This is a genomic window from Sphingomonas sp. BL-S-30, assembly GCF_055521475.1.
Genome location: NZ_CM145481.1, coordinates 4,791,695 through 4,806,812 on the forward strand (window position 1 = coordinate 4,791,695; position 15,118 = coordinate 4,806,812).

13 protein-coding genes are annotated in these 15,118 nt (G+C 67.5%); 6 read left to right on the top strand and 7 right to left on the bottom strand.

Going from position 1 to position 15,118, the window contains the following annotated elements:
* Positions 1–21: 21 nt before the first annotated feature.
* Entirely contained in the window at positions 22–759 is a 738-nt protein-coding gene (locus tag ACZ1I5_RS22515; protein ID WP_465171456.1) for a DUF72 domain-containing protein, read from the top strand.
* On the opposite strand, the gene pepN is transcribed toward ACZ1I5_RS22515, so the two are convergent.
* Positions 756–3,353, bottom strand: coding sequence for an aminopeptidase N (gene pepN / locus ACZ1I5_RS22520; RefSeq protein ID WP_465171457.1), 2,598 nt, complete (start codon positions 3,351–3,353; stop codon positions 756–758). The genes ACZ1I5_RS22515 and pepN overlap by 4 nt on opposite strands.
* A 125-nt stretch (positions 3,354–3,478) precedes the next feature.
* On the opposite strand from pepN, the gene ACZ1I5_RS22525 reads away from it, so the two are divergent.
* Positions 3,479–5,143 carry a M28 family metallopeptidase gene (locus tag ACZ1I5_RS22525; RefSeq protein WP_465171458.1) on the top strand — a complete coding sequence of 555 codons (1,665 nt, stop codon included), beginning with the start codon at positions 3,479–3,481 and terminating at the stop codon, positions 5,141–5,143.
* Positions 5,140–5,979, top strand: a complete 840-nt coding sequence (locus ACZ1I5_RS22530) for a Rossmann-fold NAD(P)-binding domain-containing protein (protein WP_465174026.1) — start codon at positions 5,140–5,142, stop codon at positions 5,977–5,979. The genes ACZ1I5_RS22525 and ACZ1I5_RS22530 overlap by 4 nt, the downstream gene beginning before the upstream one ends.
* Here the strand turns inward: ACZ1I5_RS22530 and ACZ1I5_RS22535 are convergent.
* The 4 genes from ACZ1I5_RS22535 to ACZ1I5_RS22550 form a co-directional block, all read right to left on the bottom strand.
* Positions 5,889–6,806: a DMT family transporter gene (locus ACZ1I5_RS22535; RefSeq protein ID WP_465171459.1), complete on the bottom strand. Its 918-nt coding sequence runs from the start codon at positions 6,804–6,806 to the stop codon at positions 5,889–5,891. The genes ACZ1I5_RS22530 and ACZ1I5_RS22535 overlap by 91 nt on opposite strands.
* Before the next feature lie 71 nt (positions 6,807–6,877).
* Positions 6,878–7,879: a threonine aldolase family protein gene (locus ACZ1I5_RS22540; RefSeq protein ID WP_465171460.1), complete on the bottom strand. Its 1,002-nt coding sequence runs from the start codon at positions 7,877–7,879 to the stop codon at positions 6,878–6,880.
* 42 nt (positions 7,880–7,921) lie between these two features.
* Positions 7,922–8,425 carry a hypothetical protein gene (locus tag ACZ1I5_RS22545; protein ID WP_465171461.1) on the bottom strand — a complete coding sequence of 168 codons (504 nt, stop codon included), beginning with the start codon at positions 8,423–8,425 and terminating at the stop codon, positions 7,922–7,924.
* Complete coding sequence (locus ACZ1I5_RS22550) at positions 8,422–10,521, bottom strand: transglycosylase domain-containing protein (RefSeq protein ID WP_465171462.1); 2,100 nt, start codon at positions 10,519–10,521, stop codon at positions 8,422–8,424. The genes ACZ1I5_RS22545 and ACZ1I5_RS22550 overlap by 4 nt, the downstream gene beginning before the upstream one ends.
* Before the next feature lie 198 nt (positions 10,522–10,719).
* On the opposite strand from ACZ1I5_RS22550, the gene ACZ1I5_RS22555 reads away from it, so the two are divergent.
* Together ACZ1I5_RS22555 and ACZ1I5_RS22560 are read left to right on the top strand one after the other, a co-directional pair.
* Complete coding sequence (locus tag ACZ1I5_RS22555) at positions 10,720–11,307, top strand: NADPH-dependent FMN reductase (protein WP_465171463.1); 588 nt, start codon at positions 10,720–10,722, stop codon at positions 11,305–11,307.
* Between the two features lie 6 nt (positions 11,308–11,313).
* The gene (locus ACZ1I5_RS22560) at positions 11,314–11,769 is read left to right on the top strand and encodes an SRPBCC family protein (protein WP_465171464.1); all 456 of its coding nucleotides are present in this window, start codon (positions 11,314–11,316) and stop codon (positions 11,767–11,769) included.
* 31 nt (positions 11,770–11,800) lie between these two features.
* Here the strand turns inward: ACZ1I5_RS22560 and ACZ1I5_RS22565 are convergent, their stop codons facing one another.
* On the bottom strand, positions 11,801–12,670 hold the full coding sequence (locus ACZ1I5_RS22565) for a 3-hydroxybutyryl-CoA dehydrogenase (protein WP_465171465.1): 870 nt from the start codon (positions 12,668–12,670) through the stop codon (positions 11,801–11,803).
* A gap of 70 nt (positions 12,671–12,740) precedes the next feature.
* Here ACZ1I5_RS22565 and ACZ1I5_RS22570 point away from each other — a divergent pair, with 70 nt between their 5' ends.
* Positions 12,741–13,754, top strand: a complete 1,014-nt coding sequence (locus ACZ1I5_RS22570; RefSeq protein ID WP_465171466.1) for a DUF1176 domain-containing protein — start codon at positions 12,741–12,743, stop codon at positions 13,752–13,754.
* A gap of 386 nt (positions 13,755–14,140) precedes the next feature.
* On the opposite strand, the gene egtD is transcribed toward ACZ1I5_RS22570, so the two are convergent.
* On the bottom strand, positions 14,141–15,118 hold the full coding sequence (egtD, locus tag ACZ1I5_RS22575) for an L-histidine N(alpha)-methyltransferase (protein WP_465171467.1): 978 nt from the start codon (positions 15,116–15,118) through the stop codon (positions 14,141–14,143).

Sequence of the window (15,118 nt, forward strand, 5' to 3'; positions counted from 1 at the left end):
CTTCGAGCGTTCCCTTCCTCAATGGCGGCAGGCTCTTCCAGGCAGCGGATTCGCATCGGCACGGCGGGCTGGTCGCTGTACAAGCCGCCTGCCGGGCGCTTCCCGGACACGGGCAGTCATCTCGAACGCTATGCCGCGACCTTCGACGCCGTCGAGATCAATTCGAGCTTCTACCGGCCGCACAAGCCGGAGACCTATGCGCGCTGGGCGGCGAGCGTGCCGGCGGGCTTTCGGTTCGCCGTGAAGCTGCCCAAGGCGATCACGCACGAGCGGCGGCTGATCGATTGCGACGACCTGCTTGCACGTTTCGCCGGAGAGGTTGCGGGGCTCGGGGAGAAGCGTGGGCCGCTCCTTGTCCAATGGCCACCCAAGCTCGCCTTCGACGCCATGGTCGCGGATCGGTTCTTCAGCCTGGTCCATGACCTGCTGGGCGGAACGATGGCGTGCGAGCCGCGCCATGCCGGCTGGTTCACGCCCGAGGCCAATGCGCTGCTCGTCAAGCACCGGGTGGCGCGAGTCGCCGCCGATCCCGCGCCGGTAGCCGGGGCCGGCGAGCCGGGCGGATGGACTGGCCTCGGCTACGCACGGCTGCACGGCGCGCCGCGCATCTATTGGTCGGCCTATGACCTCGCGGCGGTCGAGCGGCAGGCGGCGGCAGCCTGCGCGGCGGACGTCGAGAGCTGGACGATCTACGATAATACCGCGTCAGGCGCTGCGCTCGGCAATGCGCTGGCGATGCGCGATCTCGTGACCGGTTAGCCGTCGAGGCTGCGCGAGGCCTGTTCGAACATGTCCTTCGACAGCCCCGGCGTCGCGACAATCCGCTCGAGTTCCGCGCGCATCAAGGTGCCGCGTGCCTCGTCGAAACGGCGCCAGCGGCCGAGCGGCGGGATCAGCTTCGCGGCGGTCTGCGGGTTGAGCTTGTCGAGCGCGATGAGCTGGTCGGCGACGAAACGATAACCCTCGCCCGAAACGGCGTTGAAGGCGCGCTGGTTGACGCTGAACGCCCCGACCAGCGACCGGGCGCGGTTCGGGTTGGCGAGGGTGAAGTCGCGGTGCCGCGCCAGTTCCCTGACGCTCGCCAAGGTGTCGTCGCGCGACGATAGCGCCTGAGTCGAGAACCATTTGTCCAGGACCAGGCCATTGTCCGAATAGCGATTGTAGAAGATGTCGAGCGCGGCGACCCGCCGGTCCGAATTGCCGTTGACGAGCGTGGTCAGCGCGCCCTGGCGATCGGTCATGTTGTCGGCTGCCTCGAACTGGGCAAAGGCGAGCGCGGCGGCCTCGTCGCCGCCACCCGCCGCGATATAGCCGAGTGCGACGGTGCGCAGCCGGCGCAGGCCCTTGGCGAGCGGCGAATATTCGAACTTCGTTGCCCGGGCGCGCTCATATTCGGCGCGCCATTTCGCCTCGAGCGTACGGCCGATGTCGCGGCGCAGCGCTTCGCGCGCGGCATAGATCGCCTCGGGATCGACCAGCTTCATCTGGTCGCCGATGAAGCTTTCCGACGGCAGCAGCACTGCCTCGGCCACAAAGGCGCGGTCGAGATGGGGGTCATCGAGCGTATTGGCGATGGCGGCGATGACCGGGGCATGATCGGCGCGACCCTGGCTGACCGAGCTCACCAGGGTGTCGAGCATCAGCTGCTGCATCGCCTCGTAGCGCGCGAAGGGATCGTCGTCATGCGCCGAGAGGAAAGCGAGATCGGCGGCGGAGCGATCGGTCTCGATGACGACCGGCGCCGTGAAGCCTCGGTTGATCGACAAGACCGGGCGCTCGGTGACGGTCTCGAAGGTGATGCGCTCCTCGGCATCGGTCAGCTGGATCAGCTGCTCCGGGCCGATCGGGCGGGCGCTGTCGGCGCCGAACAGCTTGAGCTTGATCGGGAGGACCATCGGCAGCTTGTCGGGCTGCCCCGGGGTCGGGAGGATGCGCTGTGACAGGGTCAGCGTGGCGCGGCCGCTGCCGGCCTCATGCGCCAGCGACGCGGTGACGCGCGGCGTGCCGGCCTGGCTGTACCAGCGGCGGAACTGAGTCAGGTCGATCTCGCCCCCTTCCTCCATGCACGCGACGAAATCCTCGCAGGTCGCGGCGGTGCCGTCGAAGCGATCGAAATAAAGGTCGGTGGCGGTCCGGAAACGCTGGGGCCCGAGCAGGGTCGCCATCATGCGGATGACTTCGGCGCCCTTGTTATAGATCGTCGCGGTGTAGAAGTTCGAGATTTCGAGATATTCGTCCGGCCGGATCGGGTGCGCGAGCGGGCCGGCATCCTCGGGAAATTGCGCGGCGCGCAGGCCGCGTACGTCTTCGATGCGCTTGACCGCGGCGGAACCCTGGTCGGCGGAGAAGCTCTGGTCGCGAAAGACGGTGAAGCCTTCCTTCAGCGAGAGCTGGAACCAGTCGCGGCAGGTGACGCGGTTGCCCGACCAGTTGTGGAAATATTCATGCGCGACGACCGCGGCGATCGCGTCGAAATCATAATCGGTCGCGGTATCGGGATCGGCCAGGATGTAGCGCGAATTGAAGATGTTGAGACCCTTGTTCTCCATCGCGCCGAAGTTGAAGTCGTCGACCGCGACGATGTTGAACACGTCGAGATCATATTCGCGGCCATAGACCCGCTCGTCCCAGGCCATGGCGGTCTTGAGCGCTTCCAGCGCATGGCCGGTCTTGGCGACGTCGGCGGCGCGCACCCAGATGCCGAGCGCGACCTCGCGGCCCGACCCTGTGACGAAGCTGCCGCGATTGGCGACGAGGTCGCCCGCGACCATCGCGAAGAGATAGCAGGGCTTGGGGAAGGGATCGTGCCATTCGGCCCAATGGCGTCCGTCGCCGAGATCCCCCTCCCCGACAGGATCGCCATTGGCGAGCAGCACCGGGAAGCGTGCCTTCTCCGCCGTCATGCGCACCTTGTAGCGGCTGAGCACATCAGGCCGGTCGGGAAAGAACGTGATGCGGCGGAACCCTTCCGCCTCGCACTGGGTGCAGAGATTGCCGCCCGAGGCATAGAGCCCCATCAGCTGGGTATTGCGATCGGGTGCGATCTCGACCTCGGTCTCGATCGTATGCGCCGACCCGGAGAGCGGGATAACGAGCGTGTCGTCGTCGAGCGTCCAGTCATTGATCGTCTTGCCGTCGACCTTGACCGACAAGGGGGTCTGGCCGCCGCCATCGAGGCGGAGCCGCGCGTCGTGCGCGCCGTTGCGGATGATGTGCAGCACGGCCTGCACGCGCGTCTTCTCCGGCGCGAGGTCGAAATCGAGCGAAATCTCCGGGACCAGCCAGTCGGGCGCCTCATAATCCTCGCGGCGCGTGACATGGGGCAGGGCGGTGGCGGTCTGGACGTCGAGCATGTCGCTGGATGTAGGGGCGCGCTTTCGCTCGTGCCACCGAAATCGCCGCCCGGCCTGCCGCACTTGCGCAGGCGCATGGCGGTGCTAGGCCGTCGTTCATGATCCTGACGGTACAAGGAAAAGGCATGTTTCGTTCGGTTGGCGCGATCGCGCTGATGAGTTTTGCGGGCGCTGCGCTGGCCCAGACGACCCCGGCACCGACGCCTCCCACCGCCCCGGTGAAGGATGCGAAGGCCATCAACGATATCGTCAACGCGGTGCTCCCCGACGACCAAGCGGCGATGAAGGCGCATGTCATGTTCCTCGCCTCCGACGCGATGCGCGGGCGCGAGGCGGGCAGCCCGGAATTCGACATCGCGGCCGAATATGTCGCGGCGCAATTCTACGCGGCGGGCCTGCGCCCGGCGGGCGACAATGGGGGTTATCTGCAGAAGGTGCCGCTCGTCACCTATCGCGCCGCCGACAAGGGTGATCTCGTGCTGACCCGCAAGGATGCCGAGCCGCAGCGGCTGGTGTTCGGCGACGATTATGTTCCGGGCGCCTATGCCGGTGCCGCCTCGACGGCGATCGACGCGCCGGTGGTGTTTGTCGGCTTCGGCATCGTCGCGCCGCAATATAAGCGCAACGACTATGCCGGTGTCGATGTGAAGGGCAAGATCGTCGCCTATCTCGGCGGCGCGCCGTCGAGCTTCCAGAGCGAGGAGCGCGCGCATTTCTCCGGCGGCACGACCAAGGCGATCTACGCCCAGTCGCGCGGGGCGATCGGCACGATCCTGATCCAGCCGCGCCCGCTCGGCGCGGCGGCGCAGAATCTTGACCGCCCGCGCGTGACCTGGGGCAAACCCGATGGCACCGGCGATGCGCCGGGCGCGCCGCAGCTGGCGACGATCAGCGACATGGGTGCGGCCAAGCTGTTCGCAGGCGCGAAGACACCCTGGGACGCCATCGTGAAGCGCGCCACCAATGCCGAGACGAAGTTCAAGGCGGAGCAGCTGCCCGGCAGCCTGGCGATCGCGGTGAAGACGGCGTTCCAGCAGGGCATGAGCAGCAATATCGCCGGCATGATCCCCGGCAGCGACCCGAAACTCGGGTCCGAAGTGGTCGTGCTCTCCGCCCATCTCGACCATCTCGGCGTGCGCCCGGACATGAAGGGCGACAATATCTTCAACGGGGCGGAGGACAATGCCGTCGGCATCGCCTCGCTGATCGAGGAAGCCAGGCGCTTCAAGGCGAGCGGTAAGCCGCCGCGGCGTAGCGTGATGTTCCTGGCCGTCACTGGCGAGGAAAAGGGGCTGGTCGGTTCCGACTATTTCTCGAAGCACCCGACGGTGCCGATGAACCGCATCGTCGCCGATGTGAATCTCGACATGCCGATCCTGACCTATCGGTTCGAGGACATGACGGTGTTCGGTGCCGATCGGTCGACGCTCGGGCCGATCGTGAGCAAGGCAGTCGCTTCGGTGGGCGTGACCATGTCGCCGGACCCCGATCCGGCGCAGGGCATCTTCGTCCGGTCGGACCATTATCGCTTCGTCCAGCAGGGCGTGCCCTCGGTGTTCCTGTGGCCGGGCCAGGCCGGGCCGGGCAAGGCCGCGACGGCCGAGTTCTTCGCCAAGCGCTATCACCAGCCCTCGGACGAGGTGTCGCAGCCGATCGACTGGAGCCAGGGCATCCGCTTCGTCGACGCGAACTATGCGATCGCGCGGGAAATCGCCGATGGCGACCAGCGGCCGCGCTGGAACAGGGGCGATTTCTTCGGCCTGCTCTATGACGGGTACGGCGCGAAATAACCGCGCTGCTCGTCTTCGGCCTCGGCTATTCGGCCCGGGCGCTGGCCGCCCGGCTGGGCGCCAGGGGCTGGCACGTGACCGGCACCAGCCGCGATGGCCGGCCCGGAACGATCGCGTTCAGCGACCGGGCGGCGGTGACGGCGGCGATCGCCGGGACGGATTATATCCTGTCCTCGGTGCCGCCCGAGGGTGAGGCAGATCCAGTGCTGGCTGCCTATGGCCCGGCGCTGGCCGGGGCCGACGCATGGCTCGGCTATCTCTCCTCGACCGGCGTCTATGGCGATGCCGGCGGCGCCTGGGTGGACGAGGGTTCGCCGATCGGCGGCGGGCGGCGCGGCGCCCGGGCGACGGCGGATGCGTCCTGGCTGGTGATGGGGGCTCGTGTGTTTCGCCTGCCCGGCATCTATGGCCCCGGCCGCTCGCCGCTCGACCGGATCGCCGAAGGGCGGGCGCACCGCATCGACCTGCCGGGACAGGTGTTCAGCCGGATTCATGTCGACGATCTCGTCTCGGGCGTGATCGCCGGGTTCGACGCGCCTGCGGGCGCGTATAATCTCGCGGACGATCTGCCGGCGAGTCAGAATGACGTGATGGCGTGCGCGGCGCGGTTGCTCGGGCGCGATCCGCCACCCTTTGTGGCGATCGAGACCCTGTCGCCCCCGGCGCGCGCCTTTTACGACGAGAACCGCCGGGTGGCGAACGGCAAGGCGAAGCGGGTACTCGGCTGGCGCCCGCTTTACCCGGATTACCGGGCAGGCCTGCGCGCCCTCAATGCGATAACCAGCCCGGCACCGGTCAGCGCCGCGCCGCCTCCGGCGAGCAGTGACCAGCGATAGCCCTCGAACAGGGTCGAAAAGAACATGGCGATCACCGGGATGATCACGCTCGAATAGGCGGCCTTGGCCGGGCCGATCACGCGCAGCACCCCGTAATAGAGCGTGAAGGCCAGAGCCGAGGCGACGATGCCGAGATAGAGCAGCCCCAGCAGATAGAAGAGGCGCGGCTCGATCACCGGCGGGCCCGCGACCGCCCAAGCGATGACGGCCTCCATCGCTGCGCCGAGCAGCATGGCGATGCCGAGCGTCGGCGCCATGGGATAGCGCCGGGCGGTCTCGGTGCCCTGCAGGACATTGGCCGTCGAGGCCGAGAGCACCGCCAGCAGGGCGACGCCGATGCCGGTCAGCGCCGCGCGCGGTCCATGCGGATCGAATCGGGCCTCATGCACGAACAACAGCGCGACTCCCGCCATTGCGATGATCGATCCGATGATGAGCTGCCGACCCAGCCGCTGGCCCAGGAAGACGCGGCCGAGCACGGCGTTGGGGACGAGCAGCAGGGCGAACACCACGGCGACGAGGCCGGAAGTGATATAGGTCTCAGCACGATAGACGAAGTTGAAGTTGAGACAGAACTGGGTGAAGGCCAGTGCCGTGACGAACAGCCAGCCGCGTCCGTCGAGGCGCACCGTCTCGCGCTTCCATGCCGCATAGGCCAGCATGGTCAGCCCGCCCACGGTGAAGCGATAGGCGACCGACCAGTTGAGCGGCACAACGCCGAGCTGGTCGTTGATCACGATCCAGGTCGAACCCCAGATCAGGGTGACGATGCCGAACGGGATCAGCACCGCGAGGCGCGTCGATTGCGGGGCGGGCTGATCGGACATACGCCTGCCCTAGCGCCGGCGCGATATGGGCGGCACCGGCGATTTCCTTGTCGGATGATAAGCTGCGTCTATCAAAGCGCCGCGATCGCGTCGGCGAGCGGCCGGATATCCTCTTCGCGCTGGTTCCACGAAATGACCAGCCGTGCCTCGCCGGGACCCCAGTCGTAGAAATCGAAGCCCAGCGCGCGGAGACTCGCCGCTTCCTCGGGCGAGACGCGCAGGAAGACCTCGTTCGCCTCGACCGGATTGACCAGCCGGTCGCCGGCGGCGCGCGCCAGCAGCGCCGCGCCGGCATTGGAGGTGCGGGCATTGTCGAGCCACAGATCGTCGGCGAGCAGCGCGAGGATCTGCGCGGCGAGATAGCGGCCCTTGGACAGCAGCAGCCCGGCGCGCTTGCGGCGATACAGGGTGGCGGCGGCGAGATCGGGCTTGAAGAAGATCAGCGCCTCGGCGCTCATCCCGCCATTCTTGACGAAGCCGAAGCTCAGCGCATCCACGCCTGCCCGCCAGGTCAGGTCGGCGGGCGAGCAGCCGAGATGGGCGACGGCATTGGCGAAACGCGCGCCGTCCATGTGCAGGCCGAGACCACGGGCTTTCGCCAGATCGCCGATCGCGGCGACGTCGTCGGGCGAATAGACCAGACCATATTCAGTCGCGTTGGTGATCGAGATGGCGTGCGGCTGGACCTGGTGCACGTCGTCGCGGGTGGCATCGAGCACGGCCCGGATCGCGACGGGATCGAGCTTCGCGCCTGGCCCCTCGGCGAGCAGCAGCTTGGCGCCGTGGGTATAGAATTCCGGCGCGCCGCATTCGTCATTCTGGATATGTGCGTCACGGTGGCAGACGATCGCGCCGTGCGGCGGGCACAACGCGGCGAGCGCGAGGCAATTGGCCGAGGTGCCCGACGGCACCCAGAGCGCACGGACATCAGCCTCGAACAGGTCGGAGAACAGCCCGTCGAGTTGCTTGCTCCAGGCATCGCCGTCATAGGCGGTGTCGAGCACATTGGCCTCGGCCAGCGCGGCGATGACGGCCGGATGGACGGGAGCGGCGTTATCGGAAAAGAAGCGCATGCCCGGTGCCTTGCTGCGCGTCGGGCGACGCGTCAACTCACCTTAGACCCAGCCGACTTCGTCGAGCAGGGCGCGCCGTTCATTTTCGCTGAGGCGAAGTGCAAGACGGCCCGGTGTCGGTAGTTTCTTGCGGATCGCGATCACCCCAAGCAGTGCATTCAGCAGGGTCTCGTCCGTTGCCGTCGCGAGCATGCTGACGGCGGCCGCGAAGATCGACTGCCAGGCCGCCTCATAGTCTTCGATCAGCCATGCCGGAAGCGGTGGGTTGCCGTCCACGCCGCGCCGTTCCTCGATCGTCGCGACCAGGGCAAAGCCGTTCCAGTCCGCGGTCCGGCCGTCCATGATCAACCGGGCGATCTCGGGCACCGCGGCATAGGATGCCTCGCCGACATCTTCCTGATGGAATAGCTCTTCCCACAATTCGTCCCAGGCCGGACCCGGTGGCTCGCCCGTTTCAATGCGCCGCAGGGCAGGGCGCGGGTCATACGGGACACGATAGCCGCCCTTTAGTGACGACCATCGTTCATCCGACGGATCAAGGCTCATTGCGGCTCCTCGTCCTCGGGATCGCGGGGCGGGGCGCGGTCGTCGCGGCGCGGGCGGGGATCGCCATTGTCGCGGTTCGAGCGATTGATCTCGATATTGCCGTCGCGGCCGATATGCAGGTCGAGCCCAAGCCCCTGCAGCTGCCCCTCTACGGGAGACAGGATCGCGTCGGGATCGATGACATTCTCCGCGTCCGGATCGACCTCGTCGGCGGCTGGTTCGGCGGCCTGGGCCGGGCCGACGCCGAGCGCCTGCTGCATGAAGTCGCGCCATACCCGTGCGGGGATGCCGCCGCCCGACAGGCCGGGATTGGGCGTGTTGTCGTCATTGCCGACCCACACGCCCGTGATGAGCCCGCCGGCAAAGCCGAGGAACAGCGCGTCGCGATTGTCCTGGGTGGTGCCGGTCTTGCCGAAGGTATCGACCGACAGCGCCGCCTGGCGCCCGGTGCCCGATTCGGCCGAGGCCGAGAGCAGGTCGAGCATGTCGTCGCGGATGCGGCCGGTCAGCGGACGCGACCTCGTGGTCAGCGCCGCATACCAGCTCTGGTCGCGCACTTCCTCCAGGCCGCGGGCAGCGACCGGATAGGATTCGGCCGCGAACGCCGCATAGGCGGAGGTCAGTTCGAGCAGCGACATGCTCGAGGTGCCGAGCGCGATCGTCGCCTCGCTGGGAATCGGGGTGGTGATGCCGAGGTCGCGCGCGGCCTTGATGACGTTCGCCACGCCGACCTTCTGGATCAGGCGGGCCGCCGCGACGTTGCTCGACCTGGCAAAGGCCTGGCGCAGCGTAATCGGGCCGAGATAGCGGCCGTCGCTGTTCTTGGGGGACCAGTCGGCGATGGTGATCGGCGAATCGTCGATCATCGAATCCGGGGTCATGCCGCTGCGCAGCGCCGCCAGATAGACGAACAGCTTGAAGGCGGATCCGGGCTGGCGCCGCGCCTGGGTGGCGCGGTTGAACGGGCTGTCGGCATAGGATTTGCCGCCGACCATCGCGACCACCCGGCCGTCGGGGCGCATCGCCACCAGGGCGATCTGGGCCTGGCGCAGGCCGGCACGCCTGACCGCGCGCTCGGCCGCATTCTGCAGGCGGCGGTCGAGCGTGGTCTTCACCGTCGTCTCGGTGACGATCTCGCCGGCGCGGTCGCGTGCCTCGGGCAGGACCCAGTCGGCAAAATAGGTGCCATCGGGCAGCGGCTTGATCCGGTCGACGGCGAGGCGCGCCGGGCGGACATCCGCGGCGGTCGCCTTGTCGATGAAGCCGGCCGCGGCCATGGCGCCGACCACGAGCTTCTGCCGGTCGCGCGCGCCCTTGAGGTTGACGGTCGGGGCAAGCTTTGACGGCGCCTTGACCAGCCCGGCAAGCATCGCCGCCTGGCCGATAGACAGCGCGCGCGGATCACGGTTGAAATAATGCTTCGCCGCGGCGCTCAGGCCATAGACGTTGTCGCCGAAATAGACGTTCGACAGATAGCGCGAGAGGATTTCGTCCTTCGACAGCCATGCTTCGAGCCAGAAGGCGATCATCACCTCTCGCACCTTGCGCGCCGCCGTCCGGTCCGAATCGAGAAAGGCGTTCTTGGCGAGCTGCTGCGTGATGGTGCTGCCGCCCTCGCGCACCCGGCCCCGGCTCATATTGTGGACGAAGGCGCGGATGATGCCCTTGGGGTCGATGCCCCAATGCGAGCGGAAGCGCCGGTCCTCGATCGCGAGAAAGGCGTTGGTGACGTTCCTGGGCAGTTTCGCCGCGTCGACCGGGGCGCCGATGATCGCGCCGCGCCGCGCGATCGGCGATCCGTCATCGGCGAGCAGGGTGATGCTCGGCGGCGTCAGGGGCTTCAGCGACTGCGACAGCGGCGCGGTGACCGCGAGCCAGCCGACCGCCAGCACGAACAGGATGATGAGCGCGCCGATGCCGCGGGTGAACCAGCGCCAGTAATTGCGTCGCGGCGCCCCCGGCAGGTCGGTCGGGCGAGGCTCGGGCTGCTCGGGATAGTCGAACCGGCCGGAATAGGCGGGCGGGGGCAGGTCCTCGGTCAGGTCCAGCGAGGAATTGCCCTGCGACGACGCGGGTTCGAAAGGATAAGGACGCATGGCTCCTGTCAGTCCGTTCCCGGTTACGCCGCCCGGAGGTGTGTTAGCGTAATATGACAGTTGCCGCAAGCGTTCGACATGATGCGCATCCTAGCAGGCGCGGCCCGGTCATGCGAGCGTCGACCATAGGGGCATTGAGGCCGTACCGTGCAGCGGCTATCTGGATGCGGTGCAGCGCCGCACCGACAAGGATGCCGAATGACCGATATCGCCACCGCCGCATCGCCGCTCGTCGTGGGGATCGGCGGCACGATCGGCGGCACCTCCTCGACCGAGCGGGCGTTGCGCATCGCCCTCGACGCGGCGTGCAAGGAGGGGTTTCGTACCCGCATGTTCGGTGGCGCCGACATGGCGCGGTTGCCGCTCTACGATCCGCGCGCGACCGAACGGACCGAGCAGGAGCGCGAGTTCGTCGATACCGTGCGCCAGGCCTCGGCGCTGATCATCGCCAGCCCGGGCTATCACGGCAGCATCTCGGGCGTGGTCAAGAACGCGCTCGACCTGCTCGAAGAGACGGCCAAGGACGAACGGCCCTATCTGGCGGACATGCCGGTCGGGCTGATCGCGACCGCTTATGGCTGGCAGGCGACGGGCAGCACGATCGCGGCGCTGCGCTCGATCGTCCATGCGCTGCGCGGCTGGCCGACGCCGTTCGCCGCGGCGATCAACACCCAACTGACCAAGTTCGACGATGACGGCGGGAGCAGCGACCCCGCGGTGTTCGAGCAGCTCTGCCTGGTCGGTCGCCAGGTCGCGCGCTTCGCGCCGATCGCCCAAAACGGCTGAGGGTGGGTGGCTGAGGGCATCCACTGGCCGAAAGGCTTCGCGCCAGCCGAGGCGCCGATCCATGTCGTCAACCGCATCGAGACGGAGACCGCGCCGGAGATCGTCTGGCGGCGGCTGATCCATGCGGCGGGCTGGCCGGCGATCTATGCCAATGCGAGCGACGTGGCGATCGAGGGCGGCGGCGCGGACCTGTTCGCGGGCGCTCGGTTCAGTTGGAAGACCTTCGGCGTGGCGCTGCGCAGCGAAGTGAAGGAATTCGAGCCGGAGACGCGGATCGCCTGGGTGGCGGAGGGGATCGGCGTGACGGCCTATCACGCCTGGCTGATCACGCCGTCCGGGACGGGGTGTTCGATCCTGACCGAGGAGACTCAATATGGGCTGGTCTCGCGGGTCGGGCGGCTGCTGTTCCCGACGCGGATGGAGCGCTGGCACCAGCGGTGGCTGGAGGCGCTGGCCTCTTAAAGCCCTCCCCTGAAGGGAGGGGCTTGAGAAGTCACCGCGTCGGCACGGGCTCCTCGCCCGAATAGTCGTAGAACCCCCGGCCCGTCTTGCGGCCGAACCAGCCAGCTTCGACATATTTCACCAGCAGCGGCGCGGGGCGGAACTTCGGGTCGCCGGTGCCTTCGAACAGCACCCGGGTGATCTCCAGGCAGGTATCGAGGCCGATGAAATCAGCGAGCGTCAGCGGGCCCATCGGGTGGTTGAGGCCGAGCTGGCAGGCGATATCGATATCGGGAATGGTCGCGACGCCCTCGCCCAGCGCGAAGCAGGCTTCGTTGAGCATCGGCATCAGCACGCGGTTGACGATGAAGCCAGGCGCGTCGTTGGCGCGCACCACTTTCTTGCCGAGCGCCCTGGCGTACTCTTCGACGAGATTGACGGTCTCGTCCGAGGTGGCGAGGCCGCGGATCAGCTCGATCAGGCCCATCACCGGCACGGGATTGAAGAAATGCACGCCGACGAAGCGCTTCGGGTCGGGCGAGGCCTGGGCGAGGCGCGTGATCGGGATCGACGAGGTGTTCGAGGCGAGCACTGCCTGATGGCCGAGCACCTTGCCGACTTCGGCGAAGATCGAGCGCTTGATCTCCTCGCGCTCGGTCGCGGCCTCGATCACCAGCCCGCAGGAGGACATGCCGTGCACGCCGTCGATCGGCTCGATCCGGGCCAGCGCCTGGTCCCGCGCGGCGGCATCGATCTTCTCCTTGGTCACCAGCCGATCGAGCGCCTTGGCGATGCCCGCCTTGCCGGCCTCGGCGCGCTCCTTCGAGACGTCGGTGAGCAGGACATGGAAGCCTGCCTGCGCCGAGACTTGCGCGATGCCCGCGCCCATCTGCCCCGCTCCGATCACGCCCACCGTCTGCATTGCCTGCTCTCCGAATACCGAATTTGCCCCGCTCCTATCGACTCGCGCGCCGTGCCGCTAGGATGATGGCATGATCGGATTGTTCCTCCTCTTCGCCGCGGCCGATGCCGCGACACCGCGCGCCGGGCCCATCAACAGCTTCGGTGACTGGGCCGTCGCCTGCGACAATGTCCGGGTGTGCGAGATGACATCGCTGATACCCGAGAACGAAGAGTCCGACGGCAGCGATTCGGGCGCTTCCTTCTCGATTGCGCGCGCGGCGGGCCCCGGCGGCGGATTCTTCTTCGAGCTATCGACCAATGGCGGGGTCGCCGGACCGGTATCGGTGCGGATCGACGGCAAGCGGATCGTCGATGGCAATGTCGCGAACGATGGCATGACGCTGGCCGGCGACGCCGCGGAGCGGATCGTCGCCGCAATGGCCAATGGCAAGAGACTGACCCTGAACAGGAAGACGGGCAAGGAAGTGGCACATGCCTCCCTCGCGGGTTCCGCCGCCGCGCTGCGGTTCATCGATGCCGAACAGGGCCGTGCGGGAACGGTGACGGCGGCGGTCGCCAAGGGCACGAAGCCGGCCAGCGCCGTGCCGCCAGTCGCAGCGTTGCCGAAAGTGCGCTCGATCGCACCGTCGGGCGTCGCGACAAAGGTCACGCCGGCCCTGATCAGGACGATGCAGTCGTTGTCGGGGTGCGAGACCGAGGACGGGCAGAGCAACGATCCGATCATCGGCAATGCGATCGGCGGGGGCAAGACGCTGGTGCTGCTGCCATGCGGGGCGGGGGCGTATAATTTCTCGACCGTGCCGTTCGTCGTCGCCGCGGGCAAGCCGGTGATCGCGCGCTTCGATTCGCCGCCCGGATGGACGCTGGCCGAGGGCACGCCGACTCTGGTCAATGCCGATTGGGACGCGAAGCTCGGCCGGCTCGGCAGCTACACCAAGGCGCGAGGCCTGGGCGATTGCGGGTCGAGCGAGACCTATGTCTGGGACGGGACGATGTTCCGGCTGATCGAGGCGACGCAGATGGGCGAGTGCCGCGGGTCGATCAACTGGCTGACGATCTGGCGGGCCACGCCGGTTCGCTGACCCGTTCCACCTGATCCATCGGGCGGATTTCTTCTTCACCTGTTATGTTGGATTTGGGGCCCGGATTTCCGATGCTAATTCAATGGTTTAACCTGCTTCGCCTGTTACCGGCATAACAGGTGAGGAACAGGTGGATAAGAGGTGCCGGACCAGGCTCTGTTACGCATACCGACGATGAGAAAGATCCAGCACCGGTCGGTTGGGACTGGCCGGCTGGATCAGGATGCTAGCGGATTTTCGAGGCAGTTGAATCGACGAGAGAACGACGCAGCACGCACACCCCTCCCGCATGCGGGAGGGGCTAGGGGAGGGCCTGTCCTCCCAGTCAGGTTTATCGATCGTGGACAGGCCCTCCCCCGACCCCTCCCGCAAGCGGGAGGGGAGAATCAGGGCGCGAAGCGGGCCGGCTGGGCTTCGGCGAGGATCACCGCGAACAGGCCGTCCGGGTCGGTCCATTCGGCGATCGGCGTCCAGCCGCCCGCGCGGAGCAGGATGCGGCCGTCGCGCTGGCCGTATTTGTGGCTGTTCTCGGTGTGGATCGTCTCGCCCGCCGCCATGGAGAAGGGGCGGCCTTCGATGGTGAAGCTGATGTCGCGGGTCGCTTCGAGATGCATTTCGATCCGGGCGCGATCGTCGTTCCAGATCGCGCGGTGGCGAAAGGCCTCGATCGGCAGGGTGCCGTCGAGCTCGCGGTTGATCCGCTCGAGCAGGTTCAGGTTGAACGCAGCGGTTACACCCTGGGCGTCGTCATAGGCCGAGACCAGAACCTGCTCGTCCTTGATCCGGTCCATGCCGATCAGCAGCATCGATCCCGTGCCGAGCGATTCCTTCATCGCGCGGAGCAGGTCGACCGAGCTGTGCGGGATCATGTTGCCGATGGTCGAGCCCGGGAAGAAGCCGAGCTTGGGCAGGTCGGCGACCGAGGCGGGCAGGGCGATCGGGCGGAGGAAGTCCGCCTCGACCGGCAGTACCGGCAGGCCGGGAAAGGCGGCGGCAAGGCCCGCCGAGGATTCGCGCAGGAAATCGCCCGAAATGTCGATCGGCACATAGGCGGCGGGGTTCACGCTACGCAGCAGGATCGGTGTTTTGGTCGAGGAGCCCGAGCCGAACTCGACCACGGCGCGGCCTTCGCCGGCAAGCGTCGCGACTTCCGGGCAGGCGCGGCGCAGGATCTCGGTCTCGGTGCGCGTCGGATAATATTCGGGGAGTTCGGTGATCGCCTCGAATAGCTCCGAGCCGCGCCGGTCATAGAACCAGCGCGCGGGGATGGCGCGGGGCCGAGTCTCGAAGCCGCGCAGCACGTCGGCGCGAAAGGCGGGGTCGGCGAGGGTGACGTCGCCGTCCTCGATTTCCTGTTTCAGCAT

Coding starts and splice junctions, on each gene's coding strand:
- ACZ1I5_RS22515 (WP_465171456.1), top strand. CDS start 22: ATGGCGGCAGGCTCTTCCAGGCAGCGGATTCGCATCGGCACGGCGGGC.
- pepN (WP_465171457.1), bottom strand. CDS start 3,353: ATGCTCGACGTCCAGACCGCCACCGCCCTGCCCCATGTCACGCGCCGC.
- ACZ1I5_RS22525 (WP_465171458.1), top strand. CDS start 3,479: ATGTTTCGTTCGGTTGGCGCGATCGCGCTGATGAGTTTTGCGGGCGCT.
- ACZ1I5_RS22535 (WP_465171459.1), bottom strand. CDS start 6,806: ATGTCCGATCAGCCCGCCCCGCAATCGACGCGCCTCGCGGTGCTGATC.
- ACZ1I5_RS22540 (WP_465171460.1), bottom strand. CDS start 7,879: ATGCGCTTCTTTTCCGATAACGCCGCTCCCGTCCATCCGGCCGTCATC.
- ACZ1I5_RS22545 (WP_465171461.1), bottom strand. CDS start 8,425: ATGAGCCTTGATCCGTCGGATGAACGATGGTCGTCACTAAAGGGCGGC.
- ACZ1I5_RS22550 (WP_465171462.1), bottom strand. CDS start 10,521: ATGCGTCCTTATCCTTTCGAACCCGCGTCGTCGCAGGGCAATTCCTCG.
- ACZ1I5_RS22555 (WP_465171463.1), top strand. CDS start 10,720: ATGACCGATATCGCCACCGCCGCATCGCCGCTCGTCGTGGGGATCGGC.
- ACZ1I5_RS22565 (WP_465171465.1), bottom strand. CDS start 12,670: ATGCAGACGGTGGGCGTGATCGGAGCGGGGCAGATGGGCGCGGGCATC.
- ACZ1I5_RS22570 (WP_465171466.1), top strand. CDS start 12,741: ATGATCGGATTGTTCCTCCTCTTCGCCGCGGCCGATGCCGCGACACCG.
- egtD (WP_465171467.1), bottom strand. CDS start 15,118: ATGCTGAAACAGGAAATCGAGGACGGCGACGTCACCCTCGCCGACCCC.